This is a genomic window from Floridaenema flaviceps BLCC-F50 (assembly GCF_041929275.2).
In the GTDB taxonomy this organism is placed as follows: Bacteria; Cyanobacteriota; Cyanobacteriia; order Cyanobacteriales; family Aerosakkonemataceae; genus Floridanema; species Floridanema flaviceps.
In genome coordinates this window covers 551,296-568,009 of the sequence record NZ_JBHFNR020000001.1, presented here as the reverse complement: position 1 = coordinate 568,009, position 16,714 = coordinate 551,296, and the positions used below count along the sequence as shown (strand labels likewise).

16 protein-coding genes are annotated in these 16,714 nt (G+C 40.2%); 9 read left to right on the top strand and 7 right to left on the bottom strand.

Features of this window, described 5'->3' with window-relative positions:
* Positions 1-72: 72 nt before the first annotated feature.
* Positions 73-2,421 carry a DNA helicase PcrA gene (pcrA, locus tag ACE1CI_RS02635; protein ID WP_413267070.1) on the top strand — a complete coding sequence of 783 codons (2,349 nt, stop codon included), beginning with the start codon at positions 73-75 and terminating at the stop codon, positions 2,419-2,421.
* Between the two features lie 298 nt (positions 2,422-2,719).
* Positions 2,720-2,944: a DUF4327 family protein gene (locus ACE1CI_RS02630; protein WP_413267071.1), complete on the top strand. Its 225-nt coding sequence runs from the start codon at positions 2,720-2,722 to the stop codon at positions 2,942-2,944.
* A gap of 46 nt (positions 2,945-2,990) precedes the next feature.
* On the opposite strand, the gene ACE1CI_RS02625 is transcribed toward ACE1CI_RS02630, so the two are convergent.
* On the bottom strand, positions 2,991-4,265 hold the full coding sequence (locus ACE1CI_RS02625) for an FGGY-family carbohydrate kinase (protein ID WP_413267072.1): 1,275 nt from the start codon (positions 4,263-4,265) through the stop codon (positions 2,991-2,993).
* A gap of 99 nt (positions 4,266-4,364) precedes the next feature.
* Between ACE1CI_RS02625 and ACE1CI_RS02620 the strand changes: the two genes are divergently transcribed.
* From ACE1CI_RS02620 to ACE1CI_RS02600, 5 genes are all read left to right on the top strand, one after another.
* Positions 4,365-4,715, top strand: coding sequence for a hypothetical protein (locus tag ACE1CI_RS02620; protein ID WP_413267073.1), 351 nt, complete (start codon positions 4,365-4,367; stop codon positions 4,713-4,715).
* Entirely contained in the window at positions 4,712-4,888 is a 177-nt protein-coding gene (locus ACE1CI_RS02615; RefSeq protein WP_413267074.1) for a hypothetical protein, read from the top strand. Before ACE1CI_RS02620 ends, ACE1CI_RS02615 begins: the two co-directional genes overlap by 4 nt.
* Before the next feature lie 83 nt (positions 4,889-4,971).
* Positions 4,972-5,319 carry a hypothetical protein gene (locus ACE1CI_RS02610; RefSeq protein ID WP_413267075.1) on the top strand — a complete coding sequence of 116 codons (348 nt, stop codon included), beginning with the start codon at positions 4,972-4,974 and terminating at the stop codon, positions 5,317-5,319.
* Positions 5,316-5,483 (top strand): hypothetical protein, encoded by a 168-nt coding sequence (locus tag ACE1CI_RS02605; protein ID WP_413267076.1) that lies wholly within the window; start codon positions 5,316-5,318, stop codon positions 5,481-5,483. The genes ACE1CI_RS02610 and ACE1CI_RS02605 overlap by 4 nt, the downstream gene beginning before the upstream one ends.
* Before the next feature lie 15 nt (positions 5,484-5,498).
* Positions 5,499-5,651: a hypothetical protein gene (locus ACE1CI_RS02600; RefSeq protein ID WP_413267077.1), complete on the top strand. Its 153-nt coding sequence runs from the start codon at positions 5,499-5,501 to the stop codon at positions 5,649-5,651.
* Positions 5,652-5,733: 82 nt separating this feature from the next.
* Here the strand turns inward: ACE1CI_RS02600 and ACE1CI_RS02595 are convergent, their stop codons facing one another.
* The 3 genes from ACE1CI_RS02595 to ACE1CI_RS02585 all read right to left on the bottom strand — a co-directional run bounded on the left by ACE1CI_RS02595 (position 5,734) and on the right by ACE1CI_RS02585 (position 7,826).
* Positions 5,734-6,222, bottom strand: a complete 489-nt coding sequence (locus ACE1CI_RS02595) for a hypothetical protein (RefSeq protein WP_413267078.1) — start codon at positions 6,220-6,222, stop codon at positions 5,734-5,736.
* 174 nt (positions 6,223-6,396) lie between these two features.
* Complete coding sequence (locus tag ACE1CI_RS02590; RefSeq protein ID WP_413267079.1) at positions 6,397-6,846, bottom strand: tellurite resistance TerB family protein; 450 nt, start codon at positions 6,844-6,846, stop codon at positions 6,397-6,399.
* Between the two features lie 62 nt (positions 6,847-6,908).
* Positions 6,909-7,826 (bottom strand): histone deacetylase family protein, encoded by a 918-nt coding sequence (locus ACE1CI_RS02585; protein ID WP_413267080.1) that lies wholly within the window; start codon positions 7,824-7,826, stop codon positions 6,909-6,911.
* Between the two features lie 172 nt (positions 7,827-7,998).
* On the opposite strand from ACE1CI_RS02585, the gene ACE1CI_RS02580 reads away from it, so the two are divergent.
* Positions 7,999-9,345 (top strand): chloride channel protein, encoded by a 1,347-nt coding sequence (locus ACE1CI_RS02580; RefSeq protein WP_413267081.1) that lies wholly within the window; start codon positions 7,999-8,001, stop codon positions 9,343-9,345.
* Here the strand turns inward: ACE1CI_RS02580 and ACE1CI_RS02575 are convergent.
* From ACE1CI_RS02575 to ACE1CI_RS02565, 3 genes are all read right to left on the bottom strand, one after another.
* On the bottom strand, positions 9,287-10,606 hold the full coding sequence (locus ACE1CI_RS02575; protein WP_413267082.1) for an O-antigen ligase family protein: 1,320 nt from the start codon (positions 10,604-10,606) through the stop codon (positions 9,287-9,289). The genes ACE1CI_RS02580 and ACE1CI_RS02575 overlap by 59 nt on opposite strands.
* Positions 10,603-12,345, bottom strand: a complete 1,743-nt coding sequence (locus ACE1CI_RS02570; protein ID WP_496615203.1) for a hypothetical protein — start codon at positions 12,343-12,345, stop codon at positions 10,603-10,605. Before ACE1CI_RS02570 ends, ACE1CI_RS02575 begins: the two co-directional genes overlap by 4 nt.
* A gap of 96 nt (positions 12,346-12,441) precedes the next feature.
* A complete protein-coding gene (locus ACE1CI_RS02565) occupies positions 12,442-13,116 on the bottom strand; it encodes a hypothetical protein (RefSeq protein ID WP_413267084.1) in 675 nt (224 codons plus the stop codon).
* A gap of 1,015 nt (positions 13,117-14,131) precedes the next feature.
* Here ACE1CI_RS02565 and gyrA point away from each other — a divergent pair.
* Positions 14,132-16,699 (top strand): DNA gyrase subunit A, encoded by a 2,568-nt coding sequence (gene gyrA, locus ACE1CI_RS02560; protein WP_413267085.1) that lies wholly within the window; start codon positions 14,132-14,134, stop codon positions 16,697-16,699.
* Positions 16,700-16,714 lie beyond the last annotated feature (15 nt).

Genomic DNA, 16,714 nt, shown 5'->3' with positions numbered 1-16,714 from the left:
AGCATTCGGATCGGAGTTGATGACCTAAAAGCCAGATTTTCTGCCCGAATGCTTCGCCCCTACAAAGCAATTATGACAACAATTTCTGATTTTCTTAGCCATCTTAACCCTAGTCAACGTCGCGCAGTGGAACATCACTGCGGTTCTCTGTTGGTTGTTGCTGGTGCAGGTTCCGGTAAAACTAGAGCTTTGACTTATCGTATTGCCAACCTCATCCTTAAGCATAAAATAGATCCTGAAAATATCCTCGCTGTCACTTTTACTAATAAGGCGGCGCGGGAAATGAAAGAACGGATCGAAAAATTGTTTGCGGAGCAAATAGTAGAAAAAACTACTGGTAAAAGTTTTGCCTCTTTGTCACCAGAGGAGCAGACACATTGGCGATCGCGCATTTACAAACAATACATTAAACCTCTGTGGGTGGGTACTTTTCACAGTCTTTGCGCTCGCATTTTGCGATACGATATAGAAAAATATCAAGACGCAAAAGGTCGGAAGTGGAATCGCAACTTTTCTATATTTGATGAGTCTGACACCAGAAGTTTGGTTAAAGAAATTGTTACTAAACAACTTAACCTAGATGATAAGAAATTTGATCCTAGTTCGGTTCGTTACGCCATTAGTAATGCGAAAAATTTAGGTTTATCTCCCCAAGAATTTGAAAAAGAACAACCCAATTTTCGGGGTAGAGTAATTGCTGATGTTTACAGTCGATATCAGGATGCGTTAGCTGAAAATAATGCCCTAGATTTCGACGATTTAATTTTAGTTCCGGTGCGACTATTCCAGCAAAACGAATCAGTTTTAGGTTATTGGCATCGCCGTTTTCAACATATTTTAGTTGATGAATATCAGGACACTAACCGGATTCAATATGAGCTAATTCGATTGTTGGTTACTAACGGGGAAAACCCGAAAAAATTTGATAATTGGGAAAGTCGATCGGTCTTTGTAGTCGGAGATGTAGACCAAGCAATTTACTCTTTCCGCATGGCAGATTTTCGGATTTTGCTGGAATTTCAAGAAGACTTTGGCGATGGTTTACCCGATGAAAAAACACAGTCAATGGTGAAATTAGAGGAGAACTATCGTTCTAGAGAAAACATTTTACAAGCAGCAAATCAGTTAATTGAAAATAACACCCAACGCATTGATAAAATATTGCGTGCAACTCGCGGTGAAGGAGAGCCAATTTTCCTGCATCGTGCCGAAAATGAATTAGATGAAGCTGATTTTGTTTTACAACAAATTCGTCAGTTATCACGCCAAGATAACGGTTTTAATTTGGGTGATTTTGCAATTCTTTACCGGACTAATGCTCAATCTCGTCCTTTTGAAGATGCTTTGTTGCGATCGGGAATTCCCTACACAATGGTAGGCGGGTTAAAGTTTTACGATCGCAAAGAAATCAAAGATGCTTTGGCATATTTGCGCTTAATTGTTAACCCCAATGATACTGTCAGTTTGTTGCGAGTAATTAACACTCCCCGTCGCGGAATTGGCAAAACCACAATAGATAATTTAGTAGTTGCTGCTAGGGAATTAACTATACCTTTGTGGGAAATTATCAGCGATGAAGTATCAGTAAATAACTTAGCTGGACGTGCGGCGAAATCAATTAATAGTTTTTGCCAATTAATTCAAAAATGGCAAATGCAATTAGAAGTTTTACCAGCTTCGCAAATTGTCCAAGGAATTATGGAAGATTCCGGTTATATCGATGATTTGAAAAAGCAAGGAACTGATGAAGCGCAAGATCGCCTACAAAACGTCTTTGAATTGTTGAACGCCGTCAAACAATTTGAAGAAGAAAATGATGAACCAAGTTTAGGTAATTTCTTAGAAAATGCTTCTTTATCTTCAGATTTAGATAATTTGGAAGAGGGAGAAAAAGCAGTTTCTTTAATGACATTACACTCAGCTAAAGGTTTGGAATTTCCTGTAGTATTTTTAGTCGGAATGGAACAAGGGTTATTACCTCACACTCGCAGTTTAGACGATCCAGAAGGATTGGAAGAAGAACGACGTTTGTGTTATGTTGGCATTACTCGCGCACAGGAAAGATTGTATCTTTCTTATGCTAGAGAAAGACGCTTATGGGGTGAAAGAGCACCAGCAATTAATTCGCAATTTTTGAAAGAATTACCCAAAGAATTGTTGAGTAGTAAAATAGACGTAGGTGTTCGCAGCGATCGCACAAATTTAACTGCTAAATCTCAAATAGAGAAACCTAATAGCACTCCGACAACTAGCGGACAAGGTTGGAAAAAAGGCGATCGCGTAGTTCACAAAACCTTCGGAGTAGGCGAAATTAGTCACGTTTTTGGTTCAGGAAATAAACTCTGTATCGCAGTCAAATTCCCCAGCGTAGGACAAAAAATCCTCGATCCAAAAATTGCTCCCCTGCAAAAAGTTCAATAAAAAGTAAGTACGTTGTTGCGCTTTAGCGCTCTCGATAATAGCGCTAAAGCGCAATAACGTACTGATTTTTTAGTAACTACATATTTCTTAAAAGTTTTGTATAATTCTATGAAAACTTATTAATTTTTGATGATCTATCCGGTGCGGAAAAGTCTCAAAGCTAGCTAGGACAACCATTTCCATTGTGTTACTTTTTTTAATGAAGTTCTCAGATTAACTGATAAAAAATACGCCAATAGAGAGATGATATAAATACAGCGAAAACTGCTACCAAATAAAATTATGGAGTGAAGCGATAATGATTACCTCTAACTTGCATTATTCAATAGACGTGATCAAACAAGAAGCGCGGGAACTTGTCAAGAAAGGTTTAGTTAGTCCTCAACAACCAATCTATACTCTTTGTCAGTATATTCGTCCGGGAGAATGGGTTTGTGTGGAATATGAATTAGAAGATTCTGGTTATTTATTGCGCGATCGCATTTGTGATTTGATGGGTTCTGAACAATGGAAAAATGATTAAGTTCCCTATATTTGTAGCAACTAAAATAGGGTGGGGTTTCCCCATTCTATAATTTTTTATTGATACCTTGCATTGCCAAAATTGCCGAACCATAAGCCGCTTGTGTGTGCGTTGGTTTTAAAATAGGGACTTGTAAATAACGTTCCCGAATCTTCGTCCAAGTTGGATTTTTTGCACCCCCACCAGCAGTATAAACACAACTTAAAGGTGTTGCACCCAACTGTTTTAATAATTCATATCCTCTCGCTTCAATTCTGGCAATACTTTCTAACAAACCATGCAAAAATTCAACTGGATTTTCTGGACGTGGTTCTAATTTTGGTGGTAAATTAGGGTCGTTAATGGGAAAGCGATCGCCAGCCTTCAACAAAGGATAATAATCAAGATTACTGGGTTTTTCCGCATCAATTTGTGAGCTTAAACTTTCTAATTCCCCATCACTAAAGAAACTTTTTAACACCGCACCTCCCGTATTAGAAGCACCACCAACTAACCATAAATCTCCTAACTTATGACTATAAATTCCATATTTTGCATCATCAATGCGAGTGCTACTCAACAGTTTAATCACTAAAGTAGAACCCAAAGATGTGCTAGCTTCCCCCGGAAATTTTGCGCCACTAGCAAGAAAAGCTGCAATACTATCAGTTGTACCTGCACATACAACACAATCTTTTCTTAATTTCAAACTTGCAGCTATTTCTGATGTAACTTCAGCAATAGCAGTTCCCGGAGTAATAACTATTGGTAATTGAAAAGGTATTTCTAAATTTTCAATCCATTCAGGATAGCAAAGTTTTTCTACATCATAACCCAGTTTCAAAGCATTGTGATAATCGCTAATTCCCAATTGTCCATGTAATAAAAAAGCTAACCAATCAGCTTGGTGTAAAAAAGAAAGATCCCCCCTAGCCCCCCTTACTAAGGGGGGGATAAGATGTTGCCACCATAAAAGTTTTGCTAATGAGGAAGTGGCGCTAATTACTGTATGATTTTGTGGTGCAATTTCTCTGAGTTTATCGATTACTTTTGCACCTCTGGAATCGTTGTATAAAATTGGTGAATCAATGGGGTTGCCAGTTCGATCGCATAACAACACCGTTGAAGATGTGCCGTTAATTGCGATCGCACAAATTCCCCCTCTAATTTCTTCCGGTATTTCCGCAATTAAAGAAAACAAAGCTTGTCGCCAAACTGCTGTTAAATTATCAGTTGAATCAGCAAAGGAATATTGTGATTCAGCTTGAATAGTTCCTGCTGAATCTATTACTATTGCCCGTGCGCCAGAAGTGCCGAAATCAATGCCAAGGTAGAGATTCATGAAAAACTCTTTGATTTATCTAGATCAGAGCAGCGTTCGCATTTATATTATGGTGAAAAGTGCGATCGCTATTTTCCCAGATGATAAAATTTAATAATTATGCCGATTCCATCAGAACTTAATGCACTCATTGAGCGGTTAAATCAAGAGCTAGATATAATTGAGCGGGAAGCAACAGAGGGGCTTAACTTAGCTAGAGTCAGTCAAGAGCGTTTTCCAGATAATGCTACATTAATTCAAATGTTTGCTTTTTTGAATAACGCTGTTTTCTATGTAAACACCGAAAGAGGACTGATTAGGGCTATAGTTGACAATCTGTTAGTTCAGCAGGTGTCTACAGATGAGGAAATTCGAGAAGCTGGAGAAGATTTAGGCAACAAGCTAGGTCGAGTTTTGGAAACTAAAATACTTGTTAGTAGTGTTAAAAGTCGTTTGGAGAACTTGCAATGAAACAACAAGAAATGACAGAAAAACAACTGGCTATCCTAGAAGAAATTCAAGAAATTGTGACAGTTGGGCAACAGAAGCTTGAAGAGTTTATTGAGGAATCAGCAAAAGCAACAGAAAAGTGGCAATTGAAGGCGGAAGCTAAACGGGCGGCTGCACAAAAACAGCAAATTTGAGAGAGTTTGGAAAAGGGCGATCGCATTTATATTATGGTGAAAAGTGCGATCGCTATTTTCCCAGATGATACAATTTAATAATTATGCCAATTCCATCAGAACTTAATGCACTCATTGAACGGTTAAATCAAGAGCTAGATATAATTGAGCGGGAAGCAACAGAGGGGCTTAACTTAGTCAGAGTCAGGCTGGAGCGTTTTCCCAACAATTTCTTACTTATCCAAATGTTTGCTTCTTTTAATACCGCTTTATTTTTTGTGGCTACCCACAGAAGGCAAATTGAATCTCGTATTGAAGATCTCTCAACAAAGGTGGCTACAAATGAGCAAATTCAGGAAGCAGGAGAAGATTTAGCAATAGAACTAGGTCGAGTTTTGGAAAGTAAAATAATGGTAAAAGGGATTAAAGCTAGGTTGGAGAACTTACAATGACAGAACCCAAATCTGATGAAAAAGAACTGTTAGAAATTCTGGAAATGGTTAAAACTTTTGAACAGAAAGCTAAAGAAATGTGTGAAATATCAACGGCTAATACAAAAAAGTGGCGACTAAGGGCGGAAGCTAACCCGGATGCTGCACAAAAGCTTGAAGTTTGAGAGAGTTTGGAGAAAATGACACAAAAAGAACTGCTAGAGATTCTGGAATTGGCAAAAGAAGCTGAACAGAAAGCCAGGAAAATGTGTGAGACGATAACAGCTAATACAGCAAAATACAAACGTTGGTATGAAGCTAAAAAAGCAGCAGAAATAGCGCCACAAAAGTAAAATGGGTAAGGTTGGCAAAGGTCGATCGCATTTATACTATGGTGAAAAGTGCGATCGCACCTCAAATTTCCTTTAGCATCAGTCATACTACTGGAATTTCAATAATCACTTCTTCAGAATCGCTTTGCTGTTTAAATACTTGCAAAACCTTTTGTTTCAAAGCTGCTAAATCATCGGTAGCTGCATCAGCTTCATAAATAGATTCTGTTGCTGCATTGAAGGCATCGGCATCTAAGGCAAAATATAGAGAGTTAGCCGATCTTGCTTGTTGAAAAGTCGTTAAATAGATTGATAACTCTGCCTCACCTGCATCCATCTTTTCTTGTAAATCCCATTGAATTTCATCCAATTGGTTAACCAAAGCTTCGATTTTTTCCCTTAAAGATTCGTCACCAAAATTGCCAAGTTCTATTGCTTTTAATGCTTGGGAAACAATTGGATCGTTTAAGTTAGTGCGTTCAATTGCAAATTGGCTGGCAATTAAAGCCGCATTTCTTTGTTGGGAAACAGAGGCTTTTTTGAGAAGTGTAGATAAATCGCGATCGAGCAATTCTAAACGATTTTCTGTCATCTTTACTTAGCTCCAAAGCTTGTTGTAATGCGATCGCTCTTGCATAAGCAACATTTTCAGGATTACTGAAAAGTTCGCCTTCTGTGTAATCTTCTGACAGTTTTGTTTCCTCCTTAGCAGTAAACGCATATTAATGAATAAATTATTAACTGCGATCGCACTACTAAAACTGAACTAAGAAAACGCCTCTTCCTCCTCATCAATTAACTCATCAATCATATCTTGCGCCACATCTTCAGAAATATCCAAAGCTGACGCTAACTGAGACAAAAAACTTTCCTCATCATGCTCAATTTTCTGATCGACTAACATCATTTCTGCTACTGCTTGAAACGCAACTTCCCCCAAATCATCAACAGACTCTACAGCTGTTTTAAATAAAACGCCAATTCCATCGTCATTCAACATTCGGATAATTTTATTGAGCATCTTCTCAAACTCATCAACTGAGTAACTCTCGAAGATATCTTGAGTATTGATAATATTAATGGCTTCCTCATTTTCCTCTTCTGAAGGTTGTCCATTAGCGTAAACTGCTACCATGACGATCGCAGCCACAGCCTCTTCTGGACTCAACTTTTGTTTGCTAGTAATATCTACATCAAAGATTTCTTGGTACTTCACGGCTGTAATCTCCTCCCTAGTTGATTAGTTATGAGTTCTGCTCAATAAAAATGCCTACTTTACTAAACTAAACACTGTTCAATTGTTGCCACTACAGATTCAGCCAAAGTCGCTAAATCGTAACCTCCCTCTAAACCAAAAACAATCCGTCGAGTTAACTTTAAGCAATACTCTGTAAAGATGGCAAAATCATCAGGTTGCAACTCAATTCTGGCTAAAGGATCGGCAGCATTAGCATCATATCCAGCACTAACAATTAGTAAATCTGGGCGATAAATCGATAGAAATGGCATTACTTCCGATTCAAATGCCCTTTGATATTCTGCAATAGCACTACCCGGAGGCATGGGAATATTTAACACATTTTTATATTCACCTCGTTCCTCTGCATAACCTGTTCCCGGATAACAAGGCGACTGATGCAACGAACAATATGCCAATTTAGGATGATGTTCCACAAAGTTTTGTGTGCCATTCCCGTGATGCACATCCCAATCTAAAATAGCCACTCGTTTAATTCTCGGTTGTTCCAAAGCGTAAGTAGCTGCGATCGCCGCATTGGAAAACAAACAAAAACCCATCCCCCGATCGCGTTCCGCATGATGTCCCGGTGGACGCGCCAACACAAACGCTGGATCTCCTGTTGCCAAAACGCGATCGACTCCATCCAACCAAGCATTCACCGCTAACAACGCCACATCGTAACTAGCAGCAGAAACCGGAGTATCACCATCCAAATTTCCCCCACCACGTTTGGCAATTAATTCCACCCTTTCAATATGTTCCTGGGAATGCACTTTTTGCAGCCAAGGCATTACATCTCTATTTGCCACTGGTGTTGGTAATTGCCACTTTAATTGGTCAGCAAAAGGAACATTTTTCAAAGCTTCCACAATTGCAGTTAAACGTTGCGGACGTTCTGGATGAAATGAACCAGTATCGTGTCGCAAAAATTCATCAGAATAGATGATAGGTAACATAATCTTCACTAACTAGAAAAAAGTTTGGTTTTTCAGAAAATTTTCCACCTTAGCAACAGATGGAATGAGGAATTAATACCTGAGAAAGTTCCCTCTTCAGAAGCAAGACACTTAACATATACACACTAAATGTTCTGTATCTTTAGTTTCACTTTTCTCATTTCGTAAATAAATGGTGCCACCAAAAAAGCATTCCCCCACCGATCGAACACAAAGTTGGACACCCTGCCCGCAATTGTTGGGAATAGTAAAGCGTAATCCGCTGATGATTTCCCGCTGGGTTTTACGCTGGATGGTACTCGGTACAGTTTGCGGTTTATTCGCTGGGTTGTATTGGAACATCCTGGAGTGGATGATTCACATTTTGAGCCAGTTTAAAGGTCTGACTGTACTGATTGTAATGCCCTTAGCTGGTTTGATTATCGGTTTAGTAATTCATTTTTTAGGAAATCCGGGCGAAATTGGCGTAATTGTCGATAATATTCATTTTCGTGGTGGTAGACTCGATGCCCGCAAAAACCCTGCCATGATTCTCGCATCCTTAGTCAGTATATCTACGGGTGGTAGTGCTGGGCCGGAAGCACCTTTGGTACAGGTTACGGGTTCTTTCGGTACTTGGGTTGCAGACCGCTGGCGATTAGAAGGCGAAGACTTGAGAACTATTAGTTTAGCAGCGATGGCAGCGGGTTTCACGGCTTTATTTGGCGCACCTTTGGGAGGTGCTGTATTTGCTTTAGAAATTCTGCATCATCAGCACGTTTTGGAATACTATGAAGCCTTGATGCCAGCGATCGTTTCTAGCTGTGCAAGTTATTTAGTTTTTGCCACAATTACTCATTTAGGAATTGCCCCTACTTGGCATTTTCCCCAATATGGTTTACACAACATTGATGATTTTGCTTTAGCGATCGCTTATGGCATAATTGGAGCCGTAGCCGGATGGATTTTTATGGCAATTTTCCGCAGTTGCGATCGCATTTTTGCCCAGCTTCCCATCCCAATTTATTTTCGCACCACAATTGCAGGTTTAGCATTAGGAATTTTCGCCTTTTTCTTCCCCTTAACTCGTTACTTTGGACATGAAGAATTAGATGTGATTCTCAACGAAAATTTCCCGGCAATATTTCTGTTAACTTTAGCCTTTGCTAAAATGGCAACCATTAGCATGACCGTCACAGGTGGATGGCGAGGAGGTTTCATTATTCCGCTGTTTTTCACAGGGGCTTGTATTGGAAAAGCGATCGCCCTTTCCATCCCCGGATTAAACCCTGCATTAGCGATGATTTGTACAATGGCAGCCCTCAACTCCGCCGTGACGCGCACTCCTGTTAGTACCACTTTATTACTCTCCAAACTGACAAATATTACCCCTTTTACTCCCATACTTTTCGCCAGTTTAATCGGCTTTTTCCTAGCTCCCAAAGTACCCTTAATTGCCTCGCAATTGAAAAAACAAATACCTATTGGTATTGAGCGGACTGGGAGCCAAATGGAAAGTGGGAAGCCCTCCACAGACTGAGCGCCCACCAAACCAAATGAGTAAATTGGGCACACTCAAACCAAGTAAAGGTAAAGATGAAATAACAAATTATCACAGTGGCAATTCTTACGCCTGACGGTACGCTACGCTCACGACTTGGCGTGAGCATCCCACGCCACCAATAAAAACCAAACAGCGCCGTATAAGATAGCATCCCCAGAACACCCACAGATAAAGTCATGTCTAAAATCAAATTGTGGACTTTATAAGTGGGGATAATTCTCGATCTCACTTGTCCATTTTTCCCTATATAATCAAAACTTAAATCCCCCAAATTGACAACCTGTGGTTTTTCCCGTTCGCTGAACACAAAAGGATAAGCAATCCCAAAACCATTCATTCCCCATCCCAGTAAAGGGCGAATGCTAATTCCCTTCAGCGATAACTCCCAAAGATAAATGCGATCGGATGTCATTTGTTTAATTCCAGGTAAATTATCAATTTGTCGCTGACTACCCAAAAGCAAAACTATTAACAAACCTCCCAAAAAAGCTGTAATTAACAGTTTATAATATCTTCGTCCCAACAGATAAACACTTGCTCCAAGCAAAGCTAAAACTCCCGCCCTAGTCTGAGTCAACACCAAAGCTGGAATCATTACAATCAAAGCCATTGTTGTTGGCACAGCACCGAGCCATTTTTCCTGCCAACTTACCAAAAAAAGCACCGAAATAGCTGCCAACACAAAAGCTGCATGACCGCGATGGGAATACAAACCGATCGGCTGTTGATTTTGAAAAATCGTACTAGCTAAAATATTTTCTTTAATCACTTGACCCATTGTAACTGTATAATCAATCTTCCAATCAATGACTTGGGGGTAAATACTAATAGCTAGAATAATGCCACCAATTAGTAGACCGTTGAGTTGACACCGGAATAAGTTTGGATAAAGTTTTAAAACTAAGGTATTGCTGAGAGTAAAAGTAGCAATTATTAACCAATATAACCAACCATCGCCCATTTGTTCTTGACCAAAAAGAGAACGAAGTGGGAAAGGGCTTTGTAGAGTTGAAAGCAGTCCGATTCCCAAAAAAACTTGCCACAGCAGAAAGCTGATTTTTTCATGTTTATCAAATTTAACAAATTCTCTTTCTTTCCACAAAATGAGCAGGTTCGTTAGACTAATCAGCAGGACAAGAAAAACTTTTGGCCCTGTCCAGATTTCGCCTCGCAAAAAACCCCAAGGATTAATTGCTGTAATGCTCAGGGCAAACAGCAGGGTGTAAATATATTTCATTCTAGAGAATCTGAGCTAATTTTTATTGCTTGAAATCCGCCCCAAATGCTCAAAACCAATAAACCTAATACAGACATCGGTTCGGGAACGCGCTTGGGAGTTTGTGTTTCATCGGCGTGGAAAGGACGCATTTGGAAACTGCCGACTGATTTATTAAATGCTAGTTGAATCGGAAAAGCCGTTTCTTCTGTGTTGCCAATTAATGCGTCGATATCAGTAATTTTAAACTGAGAAACTCCTTGACCAAATAAGGAAACAAAATCCACTCTATCTCCCGGACTAAATTCGCCTAAATAAGCGTTTCCCACTGAGACTTTAAATCGATTGTCCAGACCTACGGGAAAGTCGAGTATTTCGGTGAATAAAGTATCTTCTAATGCCTGAAATTCAAAGCCGTAAGTAGTGTGGGGGTCGTACCAACGACAACTGGGTACGTTGTTGAAGATTTGCCAACTCCCAGAATTACTAGTTGGTAAAATGGGGTTTTGTTGCGTGTTGCCCGGTCTAGGTCTGCTGACTCCACCACCGCCGCTACTGCCAATTATTATCGAGGGTGGGGCAGGTTCAGAATCGTACACTTTGACGTTTAGTTCGTAGCTGCCTCTGTCTTCGCCACGAACACCACTGTTAGCACTAACAAACAGGTCGATGATGCCATTGTTGGGGACAATTCCTGAGAGGGCAGAAGCAAAACCATCTCCTACGGAAGAACTATCGTTGTCATAGTTATATCCAGTGCCAGAGGTGGCGTATAAGTAGGTGTTTGGATTGCAGCGATTTGAGGGGATGCTGTTATTTGTCCAGGCATAGAAGTAGTTGCCAGGGGTGAGTCCGTCTAGTTTGTATTGGTCTGTTTGAGAACCTGATTTTAGGGTACCGGAGAAGGTTTTGGTAGGTTGAGAGGGAGGAGAGCAATTAATACCAATGTTAACGCTGATCCCACCCATGTCAACCGTAATGCAACCGGAAGGAGTAAATCTGTTTTTCCAACCCCATCTAATCCCGTTATAAATCGTTACGTCTCCAACATTTTTACTTCCAACTCTCCTAGTTGCAGTTTGTTCTACCAGATAAAGTTCAGCAACAAAGTAATGGTTTATACGGGGGTTGACGGTATATGGTGTGTCTATAAAGTAGTCTGTAGTTGCAGTACTATCAAAGTCATAGTAAGGATTGTCTTGACCAGGATCTATATCGAGGGAGTCGCTCGGTTTTTGCTCGGAGTCTTCAGTGTAGCTACTAATCACCCGCTGAATCCAGTGGACATTATTGCCATAAGGATCGTTTGTTCCTGGACGATAGTTTAAACGAAAATGAGAGCCGACTGAACCCTGATCGAAGTCGCCAGGGAAGTCCTCAATTCCACAATTCGTTGTAGGCTGGCAGGCGTAATTGTGTAAAATTTCAAAACTTCCCTTCAAGTTATTGGGTGCAACATTAAAAGTCCAACCTCGATCTACGAAAGGTTGCAGCAGGTTCAAAAGACCCCTCGTTCCTCCTCGTGCAATTTCGGTAACTCCACCGGAAATGTCCCGCCATGTGTCTGGATACCACAATAAATAGGTATCCAAAAATGTCTCGCCAGTCCCATTAGACAGATTGTAGGGAGCTAAGGGATTGTAATTTCCATTAGCACCTGGTTGTGGAGGCGTAATAGTAAACGCTATAGTCGATTGCTCTGTGAGTGCAACTAGCAAAGTCGTTGCTAACCCAAGTAGACAAGATTTTCGTAACGCCATTTTCTAAGCTCCTTTAAACAGCAAATTTGTGAAAAAATACCAACTTTTTTCGGAATCAGATTATAGATGGCGATCAGGTTTAACTTCAATTCAGGGTTAGATTAGACGAAATTCGACAAAGGGTGTAAACACCACACCCGTCCAGAATCCTTCTAATAATTTTGTGTCCGCCCATTCTTGGCTTTGACCCTGTATTGTCTCCGTCGCCATTTCGTTTTTATAAGTAAATCGAAACTGATATGTCCCTGGATTGAAAACATCAAAATTCCAACGGCCTCCAGAACTCTTTGCAATACTAAGATTTAACTGGCCATGCTTGCTCCATAAGAGAATTACGTCTGGAAAGAATGTCGCACTTTCTCCGGGCATAACTAAGGGAAAATGGATTTCTTTAGGTTTTCGGCGTCTAATGCGAAGGAAAACTGGCTGTACAACTTGACCATCCGCCCTCAAGAGTTCAGGGGTTATTCTGCTATGGAAATTGAATCGCCAAGGGTTTGAAGTGTTGTTAGTAATACGGATACCAAACTCGACATTAATATTAGTTTCCGGCTGGGAATTAGGAACAGTCAACACGGATTCCGGCACTAATGTTTCAAAGCGAATCCCATCCACTTCAACGGCATTGCTATCATTCAATTCTCCAGATTTCATGTTGGCTACCCTCCCAATTTCTAAGTGCTTAAATAGTGCCAATCCATCAGGAACATGACTCAATATCACCACCACAAAAATCAAAAAAGCTAAACTGAAAACAAAAAAAAATCTCATGGTCTATTCCCTTACCTAAGAATTCCATAAGTCAGTGATATCGCATATAAAAGTAATTTGTACAGTTCCCCTATTATTGAACTTTTTGTATTTTATTTCACCCTAAAGATTCAAAGCTGAACTTGCTTAAAAGTTAAACATGAAACTCCAAATCCCGTCTATTAGTAAGACTACATAATTTTTTGATGAAGAATCTATGAAGATAATTATAATTAAATCTTTGGAGTTTTTTACCAGCTAATTGTCAACCTATTCCCCTGCCATTAGCAAGTAATTTTAGCCTTGATACACGCTTCAGGAATTACCACTTGCGTAGATTAACCGCATTTCTTCTGTAAATTCAATAGTTAAACGGTTCTTACATAAATACTGGTAGTATTTACTATAATATCAGTATACGGACATTTTTAGCTAATAAAATCTGCCCTATAGATGCTATATTTGACAGTTATTTGCATCTTGATAATTTTTTTGTATCAATAAAATCTATTTTTAGAACTGATAAATTAAAGCATATACCGAGTATTCATCGGCGAATTTTAGAGGTAAATTTTCAATTTTTCTCTCTGTTCAGTTAATTTAAATAGAAATACCAAGAAATTTTTATAGAATAGTATTTTAAACCATAGCCCTAAGAGTAAAATAGTCTAAAATATAATAATTAATTGTTATTAATTATTTGTCAGACAGACCAGATAAAATTGTCTTTTTAACCAATAATATAAATTTTAAGGTTTAGTTATTTACCATAAATCCGGCTTCTAATCCAGGTACAAGATATGAGTAAAGTTAGTTTTTCTTTATTCATTAATTGCTTTTTCAACTTAGTAATAACCAACGACCAATGACGAATAACCAATGACTAATGACAAATTCCAACTGACAACAGCCAAAAAAGCCAAAATGTGATAGAATTTTAGTGATGATTTTCAATTCTTGAAAGCCAGATTCACTGACTTTTCAATTAGTTGTATTTTAGCAACATTTATCTCTCATTTTTGGAGTTTTTCACTGTATGACCACTTCCCAGGAGCGGATTATACCCACGGATTTAGGGAACGAGATGTCCCGGTCTTACCTGGAATACGCAATGAGCGTGATTGTAGGGCGGGCACTCCCAGATGCTAGGGATGGTCTGAAACCAGTACATCGGCGCATTCTGTATGCAATGCACGAATTGGGACTCACCCCAGACCGCCCGTTTAGAAAGTGCGCCCGTGTGGTAGGGGAAGTGTTAGGTAAGTACCACCCACATGGAGACACGGCAGTATACGACGCGCTAGTACGGATGGCGCAAGACTTCTCCATGCGATCGCCCCTGATCAACGGACATGGCAACTTCGGTTCGGTAGACAACGATCCACCAGCAGCAATGCGTTACACCGAATGTCGCTTGCAAGCACTCGCCACCGAAGCAATGTTGCGGGATATTGAAGCTGAAACCGTTGATTTTGCGGATAATTTCGACGGTTCGCAACAAGAACCCGTAGTTTTACCTGCTAGAGTTCCCCAATTATTACTCAACGGTTCCTCCGGTATTGCTGTGGGAATGGCAACTAACATTCCGCCACACAATTTGGGAGAATTAATTGATGGTTTAATCGCCTTAATTCACAACCCAGAAATTACCGATCTTCAGTTAATTCGGTATATTCCTGGCCCTGATTTTCCCACAGGCGGACAAATATTAGGAACCTCAGCAATTAAAGAAGCTTATACCACTGGACGCGGTTCCATTACAATGCGGGGTGTTGCCAATATAGAAACTATTGAACATCGTGGCAGACCCGATCGAGAAGCAATCATCATTACTGAATTACCTTACCAAACAAACAAAGCAGCATTAATCGAAAAAATTGCCGAATTAGTCAACGATAAAAGACTAGAAGGAATAGCTGATATTCGGGATGAAAGCGATCGCGACGGCATGAGAGTCGTCATCGAATTAAAACGCGATGCCTATCCCAGAGTTGTGCTGAACAACCTTTATAAACAAACCCCATTACAAGCAAATTTTGGCGCAAATATGCTGGCGTTAGTCAACGGCGAACCCCAGCTATTAACCATAAAACAATTCCTCGATGTCTTCCTAGACTTCCGCATTGAATGTATTACCAGACGCACTCAATACGAACTGCGAAAAGCGGAAGAAAGAGATCACATTTTACAAGGGTTGTTAATTGCTTTAGCTAACTTAGATGGAATTATCGAATTAATTCGCCATGCCGCTGATGCGCCTACCGCACGCCAGGAACTAATCGAAAATTATGGACTTTCTGATGCCCAAGCTGACGCAATTTTACAAATGCAATTGCGCCGTCTGACAGCTTTAGAAGCCGAAAAGATTAGCCAAGAACACGAAGAATTAGTTGCTAAAATTGCTGATTTGCGCGACATCTTACAACGTCGGGAACGCATCTTAGAAATCATTGAAACCGAAGCAGCACAGCTAAAAACCACCTTTGCCACACCCAGAAGAACAGTCATTGAACACGCCGAAGGTGAACTAGACGACACTGATTTAATTGCCAATGAAAAAGCCTTGATTCTATTAACTGAACAAGGTTATATCAAGAGAATGCCAGTCAGCACTTTTGAAGCCCAAAGTCGGGGAACTCGTGGCAAAGCAGCTAACAAAATGAAAGAGGATGATGTCGTGGAACATTTCCTCACCTGCTGCGATCACGACAGCGTTTTGTTCTTCAGTGATAAAGGCGTTGTTTACTGCTTAAAAGCTTACCAAATTCCCACATCATCGCGTACTGCCAGAGGCGTTCCGATCGTCCAAATGTTACCCATCCCCGTCGATGAAAAAATCACCTCAATGGTAGCGGTAGCCGAATTCAGCAACGATGAATACTTGGTAATGTTAACCAAGCAAGCCTACATTAAGAAAACCCAACTTTCAGCATTTAGCAACATTCGGGCAAATGGATTAATTGCGATTTCCTTAGAAGAAGGCGATCAATTACGTTGGGTAAGACGCGCCAGAATAGAAGATAGTATTATCATCGGATCGCGTCAAGGAATGGCAATTCACTTCAAAGCAGATCACGATCAATTACGTCCTTTAGGTCGCGCTACCAGAGGCGTAAGGGCAATGCGATTAGAAAATGGCAATGAAGTAATTAGCATGGATGTTTTGCCCGGTTCAATTGTTGCTAACATTGCCGAAGTAAGCGAAGTTGAACCAGAAGTGGAAGCCGAAGAAACTAATAGTAATGGAGAAGAAGTACTCAACGGAACTCAAGGGCCTTGGGTGTTAGTAGTCACCAATGGCGGCTATGGAAAACGAGTCCCAGTTTCCCAATTTAAGTTGTACAGTCGGGCAACAAAAGGCAAAATTGCCATCAAATTCCGCAAACAGAATGATACATTAGCCTCACTTTTAATCGTCAATGAAGATGATGAATTGATGATGGTAACAACGCGAGGAATTATTATTCGTCAAGCGGTGAATGCCATTCCTTCCCAATCTCAATATGCCACAGGCGTAAGAGTGCAAAGGTTGGATGACGAAGATGCGATCGCAGCCGTCGCCCTAGTTCCTCCCACCAATGGCGAAGAAGAAGAAGCCGAATAATTCTATATCCCTAGA

What these genes read in the sequence shown, in the direction of transcription:
- ACE1CI_RS02615 (WP_413267074.1), top strand. Translation starts at nt 4,712, where the DNA reads ATGAAACAACAAGAAATGACAGAAAAACAACTGGCTATCCTAGAAGAA.
- ACE1CI_RS02620 (WP_413267073.1), top strand. Translation starts at nt 4,365, where the DNA reads ATGCCGATTCCATCAGAACTTAATGCACTCATTGAGCGGTTAAATCAA.
- ACE1CI_RS02565 (WP_413267084.1), bottom strand. Translation starts at nt 13,116, where the DNA reads ATGAGATTTTTTTTTGTTTTCAGTTTAGCTTTTTTGATTTTTGTGGTG.
- ACE1CI_RS02625 (WP_413267072.1), bottom strand. Translation starts at nt 4,265, where the DNA reads ATGAATCTCTACCTTGGCATTGATTTCGGCACTTCTGGCGCACGGGCA.
- ACE1CI_RS02605 (WP_413267076.1), top strand. Translation starts at nt 5,316, where the DNA reads ATGACAGAACCCAAATCTGATGAAAAAGAACTGTTAGAAATTCTGGAA.
- ACE1CI_RS02585 (WP_413267080.1), bottom strand. Translation starts at nt 7,826, where the DNA reads ATGTTACCTATCATCTATTCTGATGAATTTTTGCGACACGATACTGGT.
- ACE1CI_RS02580 (WP_413267081.1), top strand. Translation starts at nt 7,999, where the DNA reads ATGGTGCCACCAAAAAAGCATTCCCCCACCGATCGAACACAAAGTTGG.
- ACE1CI_RS02600 (WP_413267077.1), top strand. Translation starts at nt 5,499, where the DNA reads ATGACACAAAAAGAACTGCTAGAGATTCTGGAATTGGCAAAAGAAGCT.
- gyrA (WP_413267085.1), top strand. Translation starts at nt 14,132, where the DNA reads ATGACCACTTCCCAGGAGCGGATTATACCCACGGATTTAGGGAACGAG.
- pcrA (WP_413267070.1), top strand. Translation starts at nt 73, where the DNA reads ATGACAACAATTTCTGATTTTCTTAGCCATCTTAACCCTAGTCAACGT.
- ACE1CI_RS02595 (WP_413267078.1), bottom strand. Translation starts at nt 6,222, where the DNA reads ATGACAGAAAATCGTTTAGAATTGCTCGATCGCGATTTATCTACACTT.
- ACE1CI_RS02630 (WP_413267071.1), top strand. Translation starts at nt 2,720, where the DNA reads ATGATTACCTCTAACTTGCATTATTCAATAGACGTGATCAAACAAGAA.
- ACE1CI_RS02575 (WP_413267082.1), bottom strand. Translation starts at nt 10,606, where the DNA reads ATGAAATATATTTACACCCTGCTGTTTGCCCTGAGCATTACAGCAATT.
- ACE1CI_RS02570 (WP_496615203.1), bottom strand. Translation starts at nt 12,345, where the DNA reads ATGGCGTTACGAAAATCTTGTCTACTTGGGTTAGCAACGACTTTGCTA.
- ACE1CI_RS02610 (WP_413267075.1), top strand. Translation starts at nt 4,972, where the DNA reads ATGCCAATTCCATCAGAACTTAATGCACTCATTGAACGGTTAAATCAA.